The following is a 19,076-nucleotide window of genomic DNA, read 5'->3' on the forward strand; positions in this document are numbered from 1 at the left end:
GCGCCCGCCGACCGGCCCGGCGCTCGGTACGTCGGACCGCAGGGCGTGATCCACTCGACTTCCGTGACATCGCGGTGTTGAAGGCGGTCTGACACAGCGACTTTCCGGGAACCGAGTCGATCAACTCTCGAACAGCTGCCGACCCGGGCCTGCCCGGCGCGTACGCCGGACAGGCCCGAGCCGCGGTCAGCGTTTCAGGGTGAACGTGAAGTCGCCGGAGAGCTTGCCCCCCAACCGCACCCCCGAGACGACCCTCCCCTCCGAGATCAGTCGATGGACCTCGCCCCGCGACAGACCGAAACCGTCAGCGATCAGTCGGGCCGGCCGGACCGGGATCCGGGCCGCGAAACGGACCGCGACGTCGATCACGTCCCGGTCCGCGTCCAGGTGGTTCGATCCGCTGGTGTCGAGACGCCAGGCGTCGGTCCAGTCCAGTGTGAATCGGTTGCGGTGCTGGACGCCCGGATCCTGGAGCAGTTCGGCGATCAGGCCGGGATCGTTGGCATGGAGGCGGTCCAGCAGTTCGGGTGGGATGGTGCGAACTGTCATCCGTTCCAGGACGGTCAGCTTCACCGTCTCTCCACACTCGGTGCAGAGCGCGAGAAGCCAGGTGTCGATGAGCTTGTGGTTGGCGTTGACGCGGAACTTGCCGCTCGCCCGGAGGCATCGGGACGCGCACGCGTGGCAGCGGCGGGTGACTATCGGCAGGCAGGTGGGCACGACGGCCCAATTGATGAGCACAGAGGTACACCGGTTTCAGTGAGAAGTCCGCAGCAAAAAGGAGCGCGGCGCAGCTGCGCGACGCGCGACAGATCAGCTCTCGGGAGGTCTCACAGGGTGTACAACGGCACGTCCTTGCCTAGGCGACCACGTTGCCCAGCACGCTAGCGGCGCACCAGGGCGCCGCTCCACTGGTTTTCGCGCACGCCGCGACCCCGCAGCCCTCACGGCGTGGACGTGCGCCGACAGCCCGCACGACGGGACATGCGCCGACAGTCCGGGAGGCGGGAGGTGCCTACCGGTCGGGGTTCAGGCCCCGCTCAGGCTGTCGGGACCGATAGCGTCACGCCCTCGGCCGCCGACCGGTGCGCCAGCTCGATCAACTCGACGGTGTGCACCGAGTCCCGTGGGTCCACCGGCATCGGGGTGCCGTCGCGCAGCGCAGCAGCCACCTGCCCGTAGAAGCTCTGGTACGCGCCGGGCTCGGTCGGCACCGGCCGCAGGTCACCGTCGACGCCGAGCAGGCCGTAGCGATCCGGTGGGACCTCGCCCCAACCCGCCTGGCCCGGGCGGCCGCCGTCGTGCAGTGCCGCCTCCTGCACGTCGAGCCCGTAGCTGGTGTAGCCGGCCCGGTCGCCCAGCACCCGCAGGCGCGGCCCGAGTTGGGCGGTCACCGCGCCCATCCACAGGTGCGAGTGGACCCCGTTGGCGTGGGTCAACGCCACGAAGGCGTCGTCGTCGACTGCCGCGCCCGCGCGGCGACGGTCCACCTCCGCGTAGACCCGGTCGACACTGCCGAACAGCTGCACCGCCTGGTCGACGAGGTGGGCGCCGAGGTCGAAGAGAGCACCGCCGGCCTCCTCCGGGCCGGCCAGCTCCCGCCAGCCCGGCTTGATCGTCGGACGGAACCGCTCGAACCGGGACTCGAAACGCAGCACCCGCCCCAACTCGCCCTGCTCGACCAGGCGGCGGACGGTCAGGAAGTCGCCGTCCCAGCGCCGGTTCTGGAACACCGTCAGCGGCACCCCCCGCTCGGTCGCCTCGTCGATCAGCACGCGGCCTTCGGCGGCGGTCGGGGAGAGGGGCTTGTCCACCACGACCGGCAGGCCGGCGGCGAGCGCCGCGCGCGCCATCGGCACGTGCTGCCGGTTCGGCGTCGCCACCACGACCAGGTCCAGGGCGTCCGGGGAACGCCACAGCTCGTCGGCGTCGTCGACCAGGCGGGCGTCCGGGAAGTGCTGTCGGGCCTGCTCGCGCCGCTGCGGATCGCGGGTCACGATGGCGTCGAGCCGCAGCCCGGGAGTCGCGGCGATCAGCGGCGCGTGGAACACCCGGCCCGCCAGCCCGTACCCCAGCAGACCAACCCGCAGCGCCTCCGCCATGTCGTGCCCCCGTCTCCCTGGTCGGCGCCCTGAGCTGGCGCCGTACCGCTGAGAAGAATCTACGCCCGGGGCGGTCGGGCCCCACCTTGGCCCGTCAGCCCACCGGGTCGGCGCGCAGGAAGGTGAGGACCGCGAGCACCCGACGGTTGGTGTCGTCGCTCGGCGGCAGGTCGAGCTTCAGCAGGATGTTGCCGACGTGCTTGCCGACCGCCGCCTCACTGACGTGCAGCCGCCCGGCGATCGACGCGTTGGACCGCCCCTCGGCGAGCAACGCCAGCACCTCGCGTTCCCGGGCGGACAGCGCGGCGAGCGGGTCGCGGGGGCGGTGCAGAAGCTGCCGGACCACGTCCGGGTCGATGGCGGTGCCACCGTCGGCGACCCGGCGCAGCGTGTCGACGAACTCGGTGACCTCGGCGACCCGGTCCTTGAGCAGGTAGCCCACCCGCTGGCCGTCACCGCTGTCCAGCAGCGCCGCCGCGTACCCGGTCTGCACGTACTGGCTGAGCACCACGACCGGGAGGTCCGGTCGCTCGGCGCGCAGCGCGACTGCCGCGCGCAGCCCGTCGTCGCGGCGGCCCGGCGGCATCCGGATGTCGGTGAGCACCAGGTCCGGTCGGTGTTCGCGGGCCGCCGTCAGCAGGTCCGGCGCGGAGCCGACGGCCGCGCAGACGGTGAAGTCGAAGCGGGTCAACAGGGCGACAAGGCCCTCTCGCAGCAGCACCTCGTCGTCGGCGAGCACCACCCGGGTCACCGACGACATGGCAACTCCACCCGGACCACTGTAGGCCCGCCGGGCGGGCTGGACAGCAGCAGCCGGCCGTCCACTGCGGCGACCCGGTCGGCGAGCCCCGTCAGGCCGGTGCCCCGGGATGGCTCGGCGCCGCCGTGGCCGTCGTCGGTCACCTCGACGACGAGATCACCGCCGGCCCGGGTGAGGCGGACGTCGGCGCGGGTCGCGTGAGCGTGCCGGGCCACGTTGCCCAGCGCCTCGGAGACCACGAAGTAGGCGGTGGTCTCCACGATCTCCGGCAACTCGTCGTGCGGGTCGGCGTGCACGGTGACCGGGATGGTGGCGGCGTCCGCCAGCTCGCGTACGGCCCCGGCCAGGCCCAGGTCGGTGAGGCTCTGCGGGCGGATGCCGTGCACCAACTGCCGCAACATCACCATCAGGCCCCGGGCCTGTTCGTGTGCCACGGCGAGGGGTCGGGACGCGGGGGAGTCCTCGGGTACGTCCAGTTGGGCCAGCCCCAACTGGAGGGTGAGGCTGGTCAGCCGGGGCTGTGCGCCGTCGTGCAGGTCGCGCTCGATGCGACGGCGTTCGGCCTCGTACGCGCCGACGAGTCGGGTGCGGGAGCGGGCGACCTCGCGCAGCGCCGCCGCCTCCACCGGGCGGGCCAGCACCCACCGGGCCACCGTCGCCTGGAGCGCGGCGAGCACACCGACGGCGTACACGAACACCGGAATGAGCAGCACCCCCACTATCGCGTACGGAATGGCTTCGCCGGTGCTGTCGATCGGCTGCCAGATCACCACCGGCTGATCGGGGTCACCGGCCAGCCAGGGACTGGTGATCATCCCGATGTCGAGCAGCACCAGCACCAGGAAAACCCAGTACGCGACAGGTGTGAACCCGCCCAGCCAGAACAGGTACGCCACCTCCCGCCAGGTCGCGGCGTTGCGGTAGCGGGCGACCAGGCCCGGCCACGGCGACGGCGCCAGCGGACGGTTGTCGACGAGCCGGACCCGCCACCGCTCGAGGGCGGCCACCGCGAAGCTGAGCAGCGGTGCCAACACGACCAGGACTGTGCTTCCGGTGATCAGGAACAGCATCAGCGCGACGCCCGGCGGTCGGCCGTCCTGCCGCAGTGTGTTGAGGACGGGCAGCAGGGGGCCGCCGATGATGAGCAGCCCGACGGCGAGCACGCCGGCGATCGGCACCGTGGTCGCCAGGTACGCGAGCGCCCGCCAGGGCCACGCGGTCAGCAGCCAGCGGCGGCGGCGCAGCGCCTCGGCCAGGTGTGCAGGGTGTTCCGTGGTCATGCGGCAGACGCTAATCGGGAGCGGCCGGGTGCCCCAGCCGTCCAGATCCACTCTTCGGGGTATGCCCAGCACTACCGGCGATCGGGTGTGCGGGGTCGGGAAACGGGAAGAACGGGCCGTCGCGCGGTCCGCGTGACCTGTGCTGGCGGCGGCTGGAGAGACATGGGTGCCAGAACCTTCGTGGTGGTCGGCGGGACCAGCGGCCTCGGCCTCGCGGTGGCCCGACTGCTCGTCGACGAGCATCGGGTCGTGGTGTGCGGCGACGTGCCGGCCGAGGTCGCCGCCGCGACCGACGAGCTGGGGTGCGACGGCGCGGTCTGCGACATCTCCTCCTACGAGCAGGTCCGTGACTCCTTCGCCGAGGTGGTCGAGCGGTACGGCACCATCGACGGGGTGGCGGCCTGCGCCTCGATGTGGGCGGGCGGCGAGCTGGGGGACCTGTCGGTGGAGCACATCCGGCGGGCGGTGGAGATCAACGTCCTGGGCGTCACCTACCTGCTGCGGGAGGCGGTGGGGCACCTGCACCGGCAGGGCCACGGGAACGTCGTGTACGTCGGCGCGCTGGCGCTGGCGGCCCCCCGGCCGGGCATCCCCGTCTACCGGGCCACCAAAAGCTACGGCAACAGCCTTGTCGACTCGCTGGCCGAGGCCCAGCACAGCAACCGGGTCAAGGTGATGCAGCTTCATCCCGGGCCGATGCCGACGCGGCTACAGGAACGGGTGGGCGCCGAGTTCCTGGACGAGGTGTACGCCATGCCCGAACAGGTCGCCACCGAGGTCGTCCGGCTGCTGCTGCTCGAACCCGACGACCTCTACGTCTCCGGTGAGCGCGTGCTGCGCGCGGACGGGCGGTGGTGACTGCCGCAGCCGGACCCGCCGACCGCCCGACCTCGGCGTGGGCGCCACTGCGTACGGCGGTCTACCGCAACCTGTGGCTGGCCCTGCTCGCCGCCAACGTCGGCACCTGGATGCAGACCGTCGGCGCGCAGTGGCTGCTGATCAACCACTCCAACGCGTCCACGCTCGTCGCGTTGGTGCAGACCGCAAGTCTGCTGCCGGTGCTGCTGCTGGCGCTGCCGGCCGGGGTGCTGGCCGACAGCTTCGACCGCCGGCACCTGCTGATCGCCGTGCAGCTGTTCCTGGTGGCGGTGGCGGTGGCGTTGACGCTGCTCACACTGGCCGGACGGATGCCGCCCGCGCTGCTGCTCACCCTCACCTTCGCGTTCGGGGTGGGGCAGGCGCTGACCCTGCCGGCCTGGGCGGCGGTGATCCCGGAGCTGGTGCCGCAGGACCAACTGCGGTCGGCGTCCGCGCTCGGTTCGATAAGCGTGAACGTGGCGAGGGCTGTCGGCCCCGCGGTGGCCGGCGTGCTCATCGCCCGTACCGGCGTCGCCCCGGTCTTCGGCGTCAACGCCGTCGCCTTCGGGATCTTCGCGTACGCGTTGTGGCGCTGGCGGCCCGGCAACGCCCGCGCGGTCGAGGTGCCGGAGCGGTTCACCGCCGCGTTGCGCGCCGGCAGCCGCTACGTACGCCACTCGCCGACCGTCCGTCGGTTGTTGCGCCGGGCGTTGGTGTTCGTGGTCCCGGCCAGCGCGCTCTGGGCGTTGCTGCCGTTGGTCGCGAACCGGCGGCTGGGCCTGGGTTCCGGCGGGTACGGGGTGCTGCTGGCCGCCCTCGGTGTGGGCGCGATCGCCGGTGGCGTGCTGCTGGCCGTGATCCGCACCCGACTGTCGGCCAATCAGCTTCTCCTCATCGCCGGTGCGTTGTTCACAGTGGCGCTGACTGTGGTCGGCACGGTCCGGGTGGTGCCGTTGGTGCTGCTCGCCCTGCTGCCGGCCGGGATGGCCTGGGTGACGGTGCTGGCCAACGTCAACGCCGAGATGCAGCTCTTCCTGCCCAGTTGGGTACGGGCCCGGGGCCTGGCCGTCTACCAGGTGTGCTTCGCCGGTGGGCAGGCGGCCGGCGCGCTGCTCTGGGGGTTGGTGGCCGAGATGGCCGGGCTGGTCGCCGCGTACCTGGCGGCGGCGGTGCTGATGCTCGTCGGCACCCTGACGAGTCGGATCTGGCCGTTGCCGGACCTACGGTCGGTGAACCGGGAACCGGCGGCCTACTGGCCGCAACTGCACCTGGCGCGCGAACCGGACCCGGGGGTGGGGCCGGTGCTGGTGACCGTGCAGTACATCGTCCGGCCGGAGCGGGCCCGACGGTTCCTGGAGGCGATGGACCTGGTGCGGGGCGCGCGGCAGCGAACCGGTGCGATGCGCTGGGGGCTGTTCCGCCCAGCCGAGACGGTGGACCGGTTCGTCGAGGTGTATCTGGTGCCGTCCTGGGACGAGCACCTGCGCCAGCACGGTGGCCGGTTGACCGGGGAGGATCGCGCGGCCGAGCAACGGGCGCGGGAGCTGACCGACGGGGAGCCGGAGGTCAGGCATCTGGTGCCCGCCGCCGCCGGCCCGGCGCTGTCGGACGAGAGCGAGGCGCTCTGACCCCCGGCCCGGCCCGAGGCGGGCGTACCGCGTACGGCCGCGTTGTTAGGATTGCCGCACCATGGCGAGTGAGCGCAAGGCGACAGCGGACCCGGCCCGCAGCCTGGCCCTGCTCTGGCGCACCCGGGAGCCGACCAGCCGCAGCTCCGGTCCGGCGCTCACCGTCGACCGGATCGTCCGGGCCGCGATCGACATCGCCGACGCCGAGGGGCTGGACGCGCTGACCATGCGCCGGGTCGCCGAGGCGCTGGGGGTCGGCACGATGTCGGTCTACACCTACGTGCCGGGCAAGGCCGAACTCGTCGCCGTCATGATCGACACCGCGTACGGCGAGATGCCGCGCCCCGCCGTCGAGGGTGACTGGCGCACCCGGCTGGAACGGGTCGCCCGCGACAATCTGGCGCTCTACCAGCGGCATCCCTGGATGCTGCGGGCCGAGACCACCCGACCGGTGCTCGGCCCACACCTGATGGCCAAGTACGACCACGAGCTCGGCGTGATCGTCGACATCGGTCTCACCGACGTCGAGGTCGACGCGGTGCTCACCCTCGTGCTGGGTCACGTGAAGAGCGCCGCCCGGGCCGCCTCCGAAGTGGTCGACCTGGAGCGCGAGACCGGCCTGACCGACGGCCAGTGGTGGCAGTCGCACGCCCCCTGGCTGGAGACGTTCATGACGTCCGGCGCCTACCCGATCGCCTCGCGGGTCGGCTCCGCGGCCGGCCAGCAGCACGGCGCCGCGTACGGCCCGGAGTACGCCTTCGAGTTCGGCCTGCAACGCGTCCTCGACGGGATCTCGGTGGTGGTCGCCGAGCGGGCGGCCAGCCGACAGCCGGCGACGGGCTAGCGCGGCGCTGCCCGTCGGGCCAGCCGGGCCAGCGAGCGCGCGGACGGGCTGCCCGGCTCGGCGTGGTAGACGACGAGCGACTGGGTGGTGCCGCTGACTCCGAGCTTCTCGTAGCGCAGCGCCAACTCGCCCACCTCGGGGTGATGGAACACCCGCACCCCACCGCCCGCGCGTACGGTGACGTCGTGCCGGGCCCACAGGCGCCGGAACCGCTCGCTGCCGGCCGTCAGCTCCTCCACCAGCTCGACGAGGCGGGGGTCGTCCACCTCGCGGCCGACCTGCGCACGTAACCCGGCCACCGCGTTGGCGGCGACCGCCGTCAGACCCGGGTAGAGGGCCGGCACGCTCGGGTCCAGGAAGACGGCGCGCAGCAGGTTCACCCCGGCGGTGAAGATCGGTGCCAGCGCTGTCGCGGCGGGGTTGGCGAAGAGCACGTCGAGGTGTCGACCGTGCACGAAGGCAGGCGTTTCGGCCCACGAGCCGACCAACTGCCGGATGCCCACCGGCACCCGCTCCGACGGTCGCGGCGCGCGTCGGGTCGGCACCGGCCGGGCCAGGCCGTGCAGGTGGGTCGCCGCGTCCTCGTCCAGCATCAGTGCGCGGGCCAGGGCCTCGACCACCTGCGTCGACGGGTGCCGGTCGCGCCCCTGCTCCAACCGCAGGTAGTAGTCGGCGCTGATGCCGGCGAGAAGGGCGGCCTCCTCGCGGCGCAGGCCGGGCACCCGCCGCCGGCCGTGCGCGGGCAACCCGACGTCACCCGGCCCGATCAGCTCGCGCCGGGCACGCAGGTATTCGCCGAGTGGGCCGGCAGTGCTCACCCGCCCATCGTAGGAGCCCTCGCCGCCCCTCCAGCCTGGCCCTGCCACTACCAGGAGAAACAGGGAACCGGCTAACCCCTGCCGCCGGGGTGACAGTGTCAGGGGTAAGCGTCTTCGAGAGACGGGACAGCAATGACAGAGCGCATCACCACCCCCTTCGGTTTCGCCTCGACCGCCGACGAGGTAGTCGCCGGTGTGGACCTGACCGGCAAGCGGGCCGTCATCACCGGCGGCGCCGCCGGTATCGGCGTGGAGACCGCCCGGTCGCTCGCCGCCGCCGGCGCCGAGGTAGTGCTCGGGGTCCGCCGGGTCGCGGCCGGTGAGCAGGCCGCCGCCGACATCACGGCGAGCATCGGCGCGCAGCGGGTCACCGTCCGCGCGCTGGACCTCGCCGACCAGGATTCGGTACGCCAGTTCGTCGCCGGCTGGGACCAGCCGCTGCACATCCTGGTCAACAACGCGGGAATCATGGCGCTGCCCGAGTTGGAGCGCACCGCCGAAGGCTGGGAGATGCAGTTTGCCACCAACTTCATGGGCCACTTCGCCCTGACAGTCGGCCTGCACGACGCCCTCGCCGCCGCCGGCGGCGCCCGGGTGGTGTCGGTCAGCTCCAGCGGCAACCTCTTCTCTCCGGTGATCTTCGACGACCTGCACTTCGCGTTCCGGCCGTACGACCCGCTGCTGGCCTATGGGCAGTCCAAGAGCGCCGAGGCACTGCTCGCCGTGGAGGCCACCCGCCGCTGGGCCGGCGAGGGCATCTACTCCAACGCGCTGAACCCGGGCGCCATCGCGACCGGCCTGCAGAAGCACACCGGTGGGCTCAAGTCGCCCAAGGAGGTGCACAAGACCCCGCAGCAGGGGGCCGCCACCTCGGTGTTGCTCGCGGCGTCCCCGTTGCTCGACGGCGTCGGTGGTCGCTACTTCGAGGACTGCGCCGAAGCTCCGGTCGTCACCGAACGGCCCGCCGACTACCGGGGCGTGGCCGCGTACGCGGTCGACCCGGGCAACGCCGAGCGGCTCTGGGCTGTGGCGTCCAACCTGATCGCCTAGCCCGGCGTCACCACTGGCCGACCACGACGGGCGGGCTCGGCGGAACCCACCCGACCCGGAGGCCCGGGTGGTACGACTGGGACGGCGGTGGCAGTTGCGGCCGCGGAAGGATGGCGATGGCGAGCGGGCTTCCGGTACGGCTGCTGCAACGGCGGGAGCACCCCCGCAGGGCGTCGTTCCTGGAGCTGTTCTTCGACCTGGCGTTCATCTTCGCGCTGACCCGGCTGTCCCGGGCGCTGCTCGACGATGCCAGCCTCAACGGCGGCTTCCAGGTGTTGCTGATGTTGGCGGCGCTCTGGTGGGTGTGGTTCGTTACCGCCTGGTCGGCGGACTGGTTCGACCCGCGCGCCCCGCTCATCGTCGTGTTGCTGCTCTGGGTGATGTTCGGCGGCCTGCTGATGGCGGCCGCCGTGCCCACCGCGTTCGACGAACACGCCGAGGTGTTCGCCATCGCCTACGTGGCCATCCACCTCGGTCGAGGGGCGATCCTGATCCCCGCCCTGCGGGGGCACCCGCTACAGGTGCGGAGCCTGCGGGTGGCGGTCTGGTTCGCGATCTCCGGCGTGTTGTGGGTGGTCGGTGCGTTCGTCGCCCCGGCCCGGGAGGTGCTCTGGGCGCTGGCACTGCTGTTGGAGTATCTCCTCGCCCAGCTGCGCTGGCCGTTTCCCCGGCTGGGGCGCAGCTCCTGGCCGGAGCTACAGGTGAACGGTGAACACCTCTCCGAGCGCTACCAACAGATCTTCATCATCGCGTTGGGTGAGCTGATCCTGATCTCCGGCGTCGCCTACAGCGGCTCCGGGCTCGACCGGGGGAGCACCATGGCGTTCGCGCTGTCGTTCGCGACCGCGGTGGCCCTGGCCCGGCTCTACCTGGTGCCCGCCGGCTCGCGGCTGGGCGCGAGCATCGTGGCGGAGGGCCCGCCCGGCAGCAGGTTGGCGCTCCGGGCCGGCTACCTGCATCTCGTCATGATCGCCGGGGTGCTGTGCACCTCCGTCGCCCTGGAGATGACGATCGAGGATCCGGGAGACCACCACGTCGGGCAGTTGGCCGTCGGCGTCATCGGACCGGCGCTGTTCCTGACCGCCCGGGTCCTGCTCGCGGCGGTGGTCGGTGGCAGCCTGCCCTGGGCGCGCCTGATCGGCGTGCCCGCCATCGTCGTGCTCGGGGTGGCCACGCTGCGGCTTCCGCAACTCGCCAACAGCGCCGTCGTCGTCGGGGTGCTGCTGCTGGTCGTCCTGGTCGACGGCATGCCCGGACTGCGGCGGTTCTTTCGCAGGTCCGGGGAGAACGACCCACCCGACCCGCGGCGACCCGGACAGCAGCCCGATGCCTGAGGGAACATCGCAGCACTGTGACGAACCGCGACGACTCGACGTGGTGGAGTTGCGGGTGCACGGCGTGTCCGGGGGGGATCCCTTCGTCATCCTCGACCAGCCGCAGGTCCGGCAGGTTGCCGGCGACGCCAGCGGGGGTTTCCACCGGCTTGCCCGGCCGGAGGACGTCGGCCCGGACGGGGTGACACTGGAGGCGTACCGCTGGGGTGACCTGCCCACCGGCACCGTCGGCCGGACCCTCGCCATGGTCTTCCTGCTGCCGTTCATGCTCAGCAACGTGGCGGTGTGGATGCGTCCGACAGGCCGCCGCCGCGCCGCCTGGGTGAGCGTGCTGTGTCGGCTCCTCGCGCTCAACCTCACAGTGCTGTACGTGGTGTCCATCGCCGGAGTCGCCCTCGACCTGCTCGCCTGGCAGTGTCTCGGCGAGGCCCGCTGCCGCCCGCCCTTCGACAGCATGGCAGGGCTCGACGGCCGGCACGTCGGGCAGCGGCTGGCCGTGCTGGCGTTCGTGCCGATCGCCGCCGTAGCGGTTCTGCGTCTCCTCGGCACCCGTCGACCCGGCCCGGCGGACAACCCACTGTGGGCTGTGGAGCCGCTGGTGCACCGGCTGCGCGCGATCCACGTGGCGGCCGCTTTCGCCGTACTCGATGTCGTGCTGCTCACGGCCCGTCGCGCCAGCGGCGCGACGGTCGCCACGACGCTGCTGCTGGCGCTCAGTGTGGCGGTGTTACTGGCCTGCGTCGGTCTGCTCGCCGTCCCGGGGGCGATCGACCGGGCGGCGACCGCGCGGACGGCCACCTGGGCCGCCCGCACGGCGGGCGCGGGCGCGGTAGTCCTGACCGTGGCGACTCTCGCCACGGTGGCCAGCGACCAGCGCGACTGGTCATCGGCGACCGGGCTCCCCGGCTACGGCGGGATCGCGGCGGGGGCACTGTTCGGCCAGATGATGTTGCTGGTGCTGCTCAGCGGGGTGGTGCTGTGGCGGCGTGGTCGGGTGGGCGGCCGATTGGCGCTGCCGGGCGGTCTGGGCGCGGCGGTCCTCGCCGCCCTCGCGGTCGGCCTGACCGGCGCGCTCTCCGCCGGCCTCGTCTACCAGACGGGGGAGTGGCTCGGCGGCTACCGCGGTGACGGTGGGCCCCCGTTGCCATACCGCTGGACACTGCTGTCCTTCTTCCTGCACGTGGTCGCGGCGGTCCTGCTGTGCGGTGCGATGAGCGTCGTGTCGCGGCGGGGGCGACGGCGTGCGGCGGCGGCGATCACCGCCAGTGACTTCCCGGTCGTGCCACCGGAGGCCGTCGGTCGGCTACGGCTGACGACGAGGACCATCGCCCGGGCGCGGTTCACCGAGTGGCTGGGTCTGCTGGCCGCGACGTACGCGGCGCTCGTGGTGATCGGACTGCTCGCGAGCCTGGTGGGGCGTACCGGGCGCGACCCTGAGGAGGTGGCGCGGCGGCTGCTCGGTCTACCGGCGGTAGCCGTCGGGATGGGGCTCAGCGGAGGCAGCTACCTCCTGGCCGCGGTGCTTCTCACGCTGTTCGCCGGGGGCGTGTTCGCCTATCGGACCGCGTGGTTTCGCCGGCACGTCGGCATCCTGTGGGACCTGGGCACCTTCTGGCCCCGAGCCGCCCACCCGTTCGCACCGCCGAGCTACGCCGACCGGGCGGTGCCGGAGTTGGCCGACCGGATCAGCCAACTGACCGAGCGGCACGTCGGGGTGTTGCTCTGCGGCCACAGCCACGGATCCGCGTTGCTCGCGCTCGCGGTGCTGCGGCTGCCCCCGCGCGTACGGCAACGGGTCGCGCTGCTCACCTACGGGTCACCGCTCGATCGTCTTTATGCCCGGCTCTTCCCGGCCTACCTCAACGAGGAGGTGCTGCGAGAGGTGGGGGAGCGGGTCGAGTGGCGGTGGCTCAACCTCTGGCGGGACACCGACCCGGTCGGCGGCTGGATCTTCGCCGCGCACCGCCCCGGCGATCCGACCCCGGACCCGGCCGATCCGGCCGGCCAGGTCGACAGGCGGTTACGGGACCCGGCACACCTGCTGCCGGCGCCGGGGGAGCGGTCCGCGCCGCCGATCCGGGGGCACCATCCGGGCGAGAACGACAGCGCGTTCCGGGCGGCGGTGCGCGAACTCACCGAACGCCTCCGAAACGCCGGTTGAGTGCCGGCGGCAGGGAGGCGACGCTTGTCAACGATCCATTTCGGGGATCCGGTCGGACTCCGCCACCGTCGCGCGGACCTTCCGCAGCGTGGCGTCGGGGGCCCGGATCGCGATCCGCCAGCGGTCCAGCGTCCGGGTGAGGACCCGGACCACGAACTGCAGTTGGTTGACCTGCTCGCGGAGCACCCCCAGCTCGGACCGGGCGCTGAACGCCTCACTCTCCAACTGGGTGATTCGCGTCTGCAACGGCTGGACGAGCGTGAGGGCGGCCTCGGTGAGCGTGTCGGCGGCATCGGCCTTGAACTTGCCCCGCTGCACCACCACTGTGGCGATCGCGGCCAGGCCGGTGCCTCCGCCGAGGATGCCGAGCACGCTGAGCGCCACCTGCACCCAGTGCGGGGCGGCTGGCGCGGGTGCGGTAATCACGTGACACCTGCCTGCAACTGTTCGTAGGTCACGTACTCGCATGCTCGCGCCAGGCGACGGAGGTCGATGGTGAGCTGCGCGGCCCGCCAGAGCGACCCGACCGTCACCGCCATCACGAACGAGGTGGCGACTATGGAATTTCGGCCCGACATGACCACCAGGGCCACCGCGTACATGCCGGTTATCGTGCCGAGCACAAGCACCGACGCGAGTTCGAGGCCGAGCCCTGTGGAGAGCCGGCCGGGCCACAGGATGCCCAGTAGTCCGCCCACACCCACCGCGACCAGACCCAGCTCCCAGGCAACCTGGATGGGCTCCGGCATCGACGTCTGAACCGACGCCGGCCGGACGTTGAGGGTCATCATCAGAATGCCGCAGAGGGGTGCTGCGGTCAGTACAGCGACCTCGTACGGCTGGTGGCGGGCTCGGATACGAAGGTTTCCCACGGCAACTCCCTGGTCGAGGACCGGCGTCCGGCAACGCCCCGTGGGCCGGTGCCTGTGGACGGTCGGTGGGCGAGAAGCTGGAGCGACTCGACGTCGTTGGCTGCCGGTATCTGCCTGTGTATCACCGATGACCGGTTGGCGTCCACCTGGTGTCACGTCGCATTCCCGCAGGTCAGAGCCCATTGCCGGCCGGTTTCGGGGCCCTGGAGGGGATGCGACGCGGCGCCCCGGCCGCACTGCCGTCCGTGACGAAGAGTGTCGGATTTCTTCCTCATGGTGACGGTCGTGGGCCGGGTCGCCTATCGATCAACGGGTGAGCAGGGCGCGCAGCGCCCGAACCACCTCGGCCGGGGCCTCCTCCGCCATGAAGTGCCCGCAGCTGACCGTCTGGTGGTCCAGATCCGGCGCCCAGGCCCGCCACACCGCCGCCGCGTCGTAGCCCAGCGCCGCGCCCCAGTCCTGCTGGAGCACCGTGACCGGCATCCGCAGCTGGTTGCCGGCCGCCCGGTCGACGGCGTCGTGGGTCACGTCGATCCCGGCCGATGCCCGGTAGTCCGCGACGATCGAGGGAACGGCGGCGCGGGACGCGCGCAGGTACGCGGCCCGCACCTCCGCCGGCAGGGCCTCCGGATCACGGGTCCAGACGTCCAGGAAGTGACCGAAGAAGGCGTCCGGACTGCCCGCGATCAGCTCCTCCGGCAGACCGGGCGGCTGCGCCATCAGATACAGGTGGAACGCCACAGCGGCGTTGACGCCGTGCAGCACGTCCCACATGTCCAGCGTGGGTAGCACGTCGAGCAGGGCCAGTTGACTGATCGCCGCCGGATGGTCGAGGCCGGCGCGGAACGCGACAAGGGCCCCGCGGTCGTGCCCCGCCAACGCGAACCGGTTGTGACCGAGCGCACCGGCCAGCGCCACCACGTCGGCGGCCATGGTGCGCTTGGCGTACCGGGCGCCGTCGGTGTCGAGGGGCTTGTCGCTGTCGCCGTAGCCGCGCAGGTCCGGGCAGATGACAGTGTGGTCGGCGGCCAGGTCGGCCGCGACGTGCCGCCACATGAGGTGGGTCTGCGGAAAGCCGTGCAGCAGCACGACCGCAGGCCCGGAACCACCCACTGCGGCGTTGAGCGTCACCCCGTCGGCGACGGTGACGCGTCGGTAGTCGAATCCGTTGATCCTGGGGTCCACGGGGAACCTTCCTGGTGAGCAGTGCCGGCGGGCGCGGTCGCCCGCCGCCTTCGTACCTCAACGAGCCTGCCCGGCGGTGATCAGCAGCCGGTCAGCATCGGATCAGTGCCGGCCGGGCCACCCGCCTAGATTGGTGCCATGACCAGGCAGCTGACGGCACCCGTCGCGGTGACCTTCGGCGTGCTCGGGCCGGTGACCGCCGCGACCGAGCACGGCCCGGTCGCCCTGCGGGGGCACCGGCAGCGCCTGGTGCTGGGCCGGCTGTTGATCGCCCACGGTCGGGTGGTGCCGGTGGATCGTCTCGTCGACGACCTGTGGGAGGTCGCACCGGACGGCGCGGTGGGCGCGATCCGGACCTTCGTCGCCGACCTGCGCCGCGCCCTGGAACCCGACCGACCACCCCGGCAGCCGCCCCGGATCCTGGTCACCGAACCACCCGGGTACGTGCTGAAGGCCGCCCCGGAGGCGGTGGACGCGGGACAGTTCGAGTCGGCCGTCGGGGAGGCGGGCCGGCTGTTGACAGCGGAACGCCCCGCGCCGGCCCTGGCCGCCCTGGACGCCGCGCTCGGGCTCTGGCGCGGGCCCGCTTACGCCGACTGCGCCACCGAGGCATGGGCGGTCGCCGAGATCAACCGGCTGGACGAGCTGCGGATGCTCGCCGTCGAACGCCGGGCCGAGGCGCTCCTCGCGCTGGGTCGACCCGACGAGGCCGCCGCGGACCTGCCGGCACACCTGGCCAGCCGTCCGCTGCGGGAGGACGCCTGGCGGCTGCTCGCGGTGGCCCGGTACCGTGCCGGCCGGCAGGGTGACGCGCTGGCCGCGCTGCGGGAGGCCCGCCACGTCCTGGTGACCGAGCTGGGTGTGGACCCGGGGCCCGAGCTGCGGCGGCTGGAAGCCGACATCCTGGCCCAGGCACCACACCTCAGCCCGCCCCCCGAACCGGCCGCCGCCCCCGCTCCGGGGGAGCCCGTGCGGCAGGCCGAGGAGGCGCAGCGACCGTTCGTCGGCCGCGACGCGGAGCTGGCCCGGCTGCGGCACGCCGCCGAGGCCGCCGCCCGACGCCGACAGCCGACGCTCGCCCTGCTCAGCGGCGACCCCGGTGCCGGCAAGACAGCGTTGGCCGAGACCCTGACCCGGCAACTCGCCGCCGAGGGGTGGGCCACCGCGTGGGGGCGCAGCCCGGAGTACGAGGGCGCGCCACCAGCCTGGCCGTGGACCCAGATCACCGACGCGCTCGCCGACCCGGTGGCCCCCGTCGCACTCGCCGACCCGGCCGACGGCTCCGCCGACCCCGCCACGGTCCGTTTTCGTCGACACCGTGCGGTGGCGTCACTGCTCTCGGCGGTCGCCGACCGGGGGCCGGTCCTGCTGGTCCTCGACGACCTGCACCGCGCCGACGGCGACACCCTGGACCTGCTGACCGCACTACTCACCGGCCCACAGCCGGCCAGCGGGCCGGTGCTGGTCCTCGGCACCTACCGGGCCACCGAGATCAGCCCGGAGCTGACCGCCACCCTCGGCCGCGCCGCCGGGCTGGAACCCGTCCGGGAGTACCTCGGCGGCCTGCCCGCGTCCGCGACAGGGGAACTGGCCGTCGCCGTCGCCGGCGCGGACCTGGACCCGGCCACCGCCCGGTCGATCCACCGGCGCAGCGGCGGCAACCCGTTCTTCGTCCGTGAGCTGGCGCAGCTCTACGCCAGTGCGGGGGAGGTGGGTCTCGCCGCCGTGCCGCCCGGCGTACGCGACGTGATCCGGCACCGGTTGGCGCAGCTTCCCGCCCCCACCCGTGCCGTGCTCCGGCAGGCTGCCGTGCTCGGCCGGGACCTCGACCCGGACGTGCTGGGCGCGCTGACAGGTGACCCGACGGCAGTGCTGGACGCCGTGGACCGTGCCCTGACGGCCGGGTTCCTCACCGAACGGGAGTCCGACGGGCGGCTGCGCTTCACCCACATCCTGGTCCGCGACACGCTCTACGCCGACCTGTCCGCGCCGCGCCGTGCGGTCTGGCACGCGGCAGTCGCCGAGGTGCTGCGACAGCGGGAACCCGTCGAGCCGGCGGCCCTCGCGTACCACCTGCTGCACGCCGGTGGGCCGGTCGCCGCCGCCGAGGCGTCGACGTACGCCCGGGTGGCGGCCGAGCGGGCCGAACGGGGCGGCACCCCGCACGAGGCGGCCCGGCTGTGGGGTCAGACGATCGACGCGTACGACAGCGCCGGCGGGGTCGAACCGCGCGGACGGGTGACAGCGCTGCTCGGTCTGGGGCGGGCGCTTGCCGTGACGGGCCGGCTGGTCGAGGCGCGGCGTCGGCGCGCCGAGGCGATCACCACCGCCGAGTCCACCGGCGACGCCCTGCTGATCCAGGAGGCGCTGGCCGGCTTCGACGTGCCGGCCATCTGGACGCGCAACGACGACGACCTGCTCTCCGGGCACATCGTCCGAGCCGCCGAGCACGCCCTGGCCGCGCTCGGCCCGACCCGCACCGCGCAGCGCAGCCGGCTGCTGAGCACCCTCGCGCTGGAGTTGCGCGGCACCAGCACCGATCGCGGCCGCCGTGCCGCCGGCGAGGCCGAGACGATCGCCCGCGACGTCGGCGATCCCGCGCTGCTGGCGTTCGCGCTCAACGCCCGCTTCATGCACTCCTTCCACCGCGTCGGTCTGGCCGACGCGCGGGCCCGGGTCGGCGCCGACCTGGTCGACCTGGCCGCCCGGCACCACCTGGTGACCTCCGAGGTGCTCGGTCACCTCGTCCTGGTCCAGGCCAACTGCGCCCTGGCCGACCGGCCCGCCGCCGACGCGCACGCACGCGCCGCCGACCGACTCGCCGAACGGTACGAGCTGCCGCTGGTCGACGTCTTCACCCGCTGGTACGCCGCGCTGCGGCTGGCACTCGACGGCGAGTCGGACGCGGCGGCGCAGGCGTACCGCTCGGCTGCCGACCTCCTGAGCGCCGACGGGATGCCGGGGCTGACCCGAGGGCTGCTCCCGCTGGCACTGCTCGGTCTGCGGCTGGCCGACTCCATCGGCGCCGACCTGTCGGCCACCGGCCCCGGCGCTGCCCCCCAGGCGATCACCGGCCCCGGCGTGGACGACTGGGTGGCACTGGACTGGGGTCCGCACGAGCCGTGGGTCCGACCGTTGCTGCTGCTCGCCGCCGACGACCGGAAGGCCGCCGCGGCCGCCCTGCGGGCTCTTCCCGAGGGGCCGCATGATCTGCTGCGCGAGGTACGCCTCTGCCTCGTCGGTCGGGCGGCGTACGCCCTCGACGACCGGGCCACGATGACCCGAATACACGCCGAGCTGCTGCCGGCCGCCGGCGAGCTGGCCGCCGGCAGCGGAGTGGTCACCGTCGGCCCGGTGGCCGCGCACCTCGCCGATCTGGCCGCTGCGCTGGGCCGCGACGAGGAAGCCGCCGGGCACCGCCGCACCGCGCGGATGCTCACCGCGCGCGTCCGCGCCGACGACCCGACCTGAGCGCCGGTTACCATGCCCGATGCTCTTCATGGTGATCGAGCGGTTCCGCGACAACGACATGGTGCCGGTGTACCGGGCGGTCCGCGACCGCGGCCGTCAGCTTCCGGACGGGTTGGAGTACGTGGACAGTTGGGTCGAGCCCACCTTCGGCCGCTGCTTCCAGCTCATGCGATGCGACGACCTGCGACTGCTTCAGCAGTGGGTGCTCGGGTGGCGCGGCGCGGGCGTCACATTCGAGATCGTTCCGGTGGTGAGCAGCGCCGACACCCGCGAGATCGTGGCGCCCCATCTCGACGGCGAATGACGTACGAGCCGATTGGCGCTTTGCCCGGGCTCTCACCCGGCCAGTGACCGCGGGTGATCGGAATCCTGTATCTGGCTCGACAGGGCAGCTCGTTCCCAGCTTTGCGCGCTCTACGAAGTGAGTGAGACAGTCATCCGCTTCGTCATGATCCAACTTAAGGCTCGGGGCTTGGTTTACGGCCAGCCCGGCCGAGGGGTCTACGTCACGGCACGCGACTAGCGCAGCCACTGATCGTGTCTGTTGGCTCATCAAGGAGCATGGCGGAACCACTATCCATGCGGAGAAGCAGCCGGTAGCTCTTCTCTCGCAGCTCACGCCTCATGCCGGTGCCCGGTCTCGTGCCAGACGACACGCCCCTGCTCGGGCTACCTGGCGACTTGCCGGTTTCCGCCGGAACCCACCGGCCGGT

The 19,076-nt window shown here is 72.8% G+C and carries 17 protein-coding genes; 9 read left to right on the top strand and 8 right to left on the bottom strand.

The window, feature by feature from the left end:
• Positions 1-186 precede the first annotated feature (186 nt).
• From ABZ406_RS06895 to ABZ406_RS06910, 4 genes are all read right to left on the bottom strand, one after another.
• Positions 187-741, bottom strand: coding sequence for a DUF1062 domain-containing protein (locus ABZ406_RS06895; RefSeq protein WP_357756523.1), 555 nt, complete (start codon positions 739-741; stop codon positions 187-189).
• Positions 742-1,040: 299 nt separating this feature from the next.
• A complete protein-coding gene (locus tag ABZ406_RS06900; RefSeq protein ID WP_357756526.1) occupies positions 1,041-2,102 on the bottom strand; it encodes a Gfo/Idh/MocA family oxidoreductase in 1,062 nt (353 codons plus the stop codon).
• 94 nt (positions 2,103-2,196) lie between these two features.
• On the bottom strand, positions 2,197-2,862 hold the full coding sequence (locus ABZ406_RS06905) for a response regulator transcription factor (RefSeq protein WP_357756529.1): 666 nt from the start codon (positions 2,860-2,862) through the stop codon (positions 2,197-2,199).
• Positions 2,850-4,142, bottom strand: coding sequence for a sensor histidine kinase (locus tag ABZ406_RS06910; protein WP_357756532.1), 1,293 nt, complete (start codon positions 4,140-4,142; stop codon positions 2,850-2,852). Before ABZ406_RS06910 ends, ABZ406_RS06905 begins: the two co-directional genes overlap by 13 nt.
• Before the next feature lie 162 nt (positions 4,143-4,304).
• Between ABZ406_RS06910 and ABZ406_RS06915 the strand changes: the two genes are divergently transcribed.
• The 3 genes from ABZ406_RS06915 (at position 4,305) to ABZ406_RS06925 (ending at position 7,472) form a co-directional block, all read left to right on the top strand.
• The gene (locus ABZ406_RS06915; protein ID WP_357756535.1) at positions 4,305-5,000 is read left to right on the top strand and encodes an SDR family oxidoreductase; all 696 of its coding nucleotides are present in this window, start codon (positions 4,305-4,307) and stop codon (positions 4,998-5,000) included.
• Positions 4,994-6,628 carry an MFS transporter gene (locus ABZ406_RS06920; protein WP_357756538.1) on the top strand — a complete coding sequence of 545 codons (1,635 nt, stop codon included), beginning with the start codon at positions 4,994-4,996 and terminating at the stop codon, positions 6,626-6,628. Before ABZ406_RS06915 ends, ABZ406_RS06920 begins: the two co-directional genes overlap by 7 nt.
• A 61-nt stretch (positions 6,629-6,689) precedes the next feature.
• Complete coding sequence (locus tag ABZ406_RS06925; protein ID WP_357756541.1) at positions 6,690-7,472, top strand: TetR/AcrR family transcriptional regulator; 783 nt, start codon at positions 6,690-6,692, stop codon at positions 7,470-7,472.
• On the opposite strand, the gene ABZ406_RS06930 is transcribed toward ABZ406_RS06925, so the two are convergent.
• Entirely contained in the window at positions 7,469-8,290 is an 822-nt protein-coding gene (locus ABZ406_RS06930; RefSeq protein ID WP_357756544.1) for a helix-turn-helix transcriptional regulator, read from the bottom strand. The genes ABZ406_RS06925 and ABZ406_RS06930 overlap by 4 nt on opposite strands.
• A 132-nt stretch (positions 8,291-8,422) precedes the next feature.
• On the opposite strand from ABZ406_RS06930, the gene ABZ406_RS06935 reads away from it, so the two are divergent.
• The 3 genes from ABZ406_RS06935 to ABZ406_RS06945 all read left to right on the top strand — a co-directional run bounded on the left by ABZ406_RS06935 (position 8,423) and on the right by ABZ406_RS06945 (position 12,835).
• Positions 8,423-9,340 (top strand): SDR family NAD(P)-dependent oxidoreductase, encoded by a 918-nt coding sequence (locus tag ABZ406_RS06935; RefSeq protein ID WP_357756547.1) that lies wholly within the window; start codon positions 8,423-8,425, stop codon positions 9,338-9,340.
• 116 nt (positions 9,341-9,456) lie between these two features.
• Positions 9,457-10,674: a low temperature requirement protein A gene (locus ABZ406_RS06940; protein ID WP_357756550.1), complete on the top strand. Its 1,218-nt coding sequence runs from the start codon at positions 9,457-9,459 to the stop codon at positions 10,672-10,674.
• Positions 10,667-12,835, top strand: a complete 2,169-nt coding sequence (locus ABZ406_RS06945; protein WP_357756553.1) for a hypothetical protein — start codon at positions 10,667-10,669, stop codon at positions 12,833-12,835. Before ABZ406_RS06940 ends, ABZ406_RS06945 begins: the two co-directional genes overlap by 8 nt.
• A 27-nt stretch (positions 12,836-12,862) precedes the next feature.
• On the opposite strand, the gene ABZ406_RS06950 is transcribed toward ABZ406_RS06945, so the two are convergent.
• The 3 genes from ABZ406_RS06950 to ABZ406_RS06960 all read right to left on the bottom strand — a co-directional run bounded on the left by ABZ406_RS06950 (position 12,863) and on the right by ABZ406_RS06960 (position 14,892).
• Positions 12,863-13,261, bottom strand: a complete 399-nt coding sequence (locus ABZ406_RS06950; RefSeq protein ID WP_357756555.1) for a hypothetical protein — start codon at positions 13,259-13,261, stop codon at positions 12,863-12,865.
• On the bottom strand, positions 13,258-13,707 hold the full coding sequence (locus tag ABZ406_RS06955; RefSeq protein WP_357756558.1) for a hypothetical protein: 450 nt from the start codon (positions 13,705-13,707) through the stop codon (positions 13,258-13,260). The genes ABZ406_RS06950 and ABZ406_RS06955 overlap by 4 nt, the downstream gene beginning before the upstream one ends.
• A 306-nt stretch (positions 13,708-14,013) precedes the next feature.
• A complete protein-coding gene (locus ABZ406_RS06960; RefSeq protein WP_357756561.1) occupies positions 14,014-14,892 on the bottom strand; it encodes an alpha/beta hydrolase in 879 nt (292 codons plus the stop codon).
• Positions 14,893-15,030: 138 nt separating this feature from the next.
• Here ABZ406_RS06960 and ABZ406_RS06965 point away from each other — a divergent pair, with 138 nt between their 5' ends.
• The 3 genes from ABZ406_RS06965 (at position 15,031) to ABZ406_RS06975 (ending at position 18,886) form a co-directional block, all read left to right on the top strand.
• Positions 15,031-18,363 carry a BTAD domain-containing putative transcriptional regulator gene (locus ABZ406_RS06965; protein ID WP_357756564.1) on the top strand — a complete coding sequence of 1,111 codons (3,333 nt, stop codon included), beginning with the start codon at positions 15,031-15,033 and terminating at the stop codon, positions 18,361-18,363.
• Between the two features lie 19 nt (positions 18,364-18,382).
• Entirely contained in the window at positions 18,383-18,667 is a 285-nt protein-coding gene (locus ABZ406_RS06970) for a DUF3303 family protein (RefSeq protein WP_357756567.1), read from the top strand.
• Positions 18,668-18,811: 144 nt separating this feature from the next.
• Positions 18,812-18,886 carry a hypothetical protein gene (locus ABZ406_RS06975; protein WP_357757255.1) on the top strand — a complete coding sequence of 25 codons (75 nt, stop codon included), beginning with the start codon at positions 18,812-18,814 and terminating at the stop codon, positions 18,884-18,886.
• Positions 18,887-19,076 lie beyond the last annotated feature (190 nt).

Source organism: Micromonospora sp. NPDC005710, from assembly GCF_040630995.1.
Lineage (GTDB): Bacteria > Actinomycetota > Actinomycetes > Mycobacteriales > Micromonosporaceae > Micromonospora.

What these genes read in the sequence shown, in the direction of transcription:
- ABZ406_RS06900 (WP_357756526.1), bottom strand. Translation starts at nt 2,102, where the DNA reads ATGGCGGAGGCGCTGCGGGTTGGTCTGCTGGGGTACGGGCTGGCGGGC.
- ABZ406_RS06905 (WP_357756529.1), bottom strand. Translation starts at nt 2,862, where the DNA reads ATGTCGTCGGTGACCCGGGTGGTGCTCGCCGACGACGAGGTGCTGCTG.
- ABZ406_RS06910 (WP_357756532.1), bottom strand. Translation starts at nt 4,142, where the DNA reads ATGACCACGGAACACCCTGCACACCTGGCCGAGGCGCTGCGCCGCCGC.
- ABZ406_RS06915 (WP_357756535.1), top strand. Translation starts at nt 4,305, where the DNA reads ATGGGTGCCAGAACCTTCGTGGTGGTCGGCGGGACCAGCGGCCTCGGC.
- ABZ406_RS06925 (WP_357756541.1), top strand. Translation starts at nt 6,690, where the DNA reads ATGGCGAGTGAGCGCAAGGCGACAGCGGACCCGGCCCGCAGCCTGGCC.
- ABZ406_RS06935 (WP_357756547.1), top strand. Translation starts at nt 8,423, where the DNA reads ATGACAGAGCGCATCACCACCCCCTTCGGTTTCGCCTCGACCGCCGAC.
- ABZ406_RS06940 (WP_357756550.1), top strand. Translation starts at nt 9,457, where the DNA reads ATGGCGAGCGGGCTTCCGGTACGGCTGCTGCAACGGCGGGAGCACCCC.
- ABZ406_RS06945 (WP_357756553.1), top strand. Translation starts at nt 10,667, where the DNA reads ATGCCTGAGGGAACATCGCAGCACTGTGACGAACCGCGACGACTCGAC.
- ABZ406_RS06965 (WP_357756564.1), top strand. Translation starts at nt 15,031, where the DNA reads ATGACCAGGCAGCTGACGGCACCCGTCGCGGTGACCTTCGGCGTGCTC.
- ABZ406_RS06970 (WP_357756567.1), top strand. Translation starts at nt 18,383, where the DNA reads ATGCTCTTCATGGTGATCGAGCGGTTCCGCGACAACGACATGGTGCCG.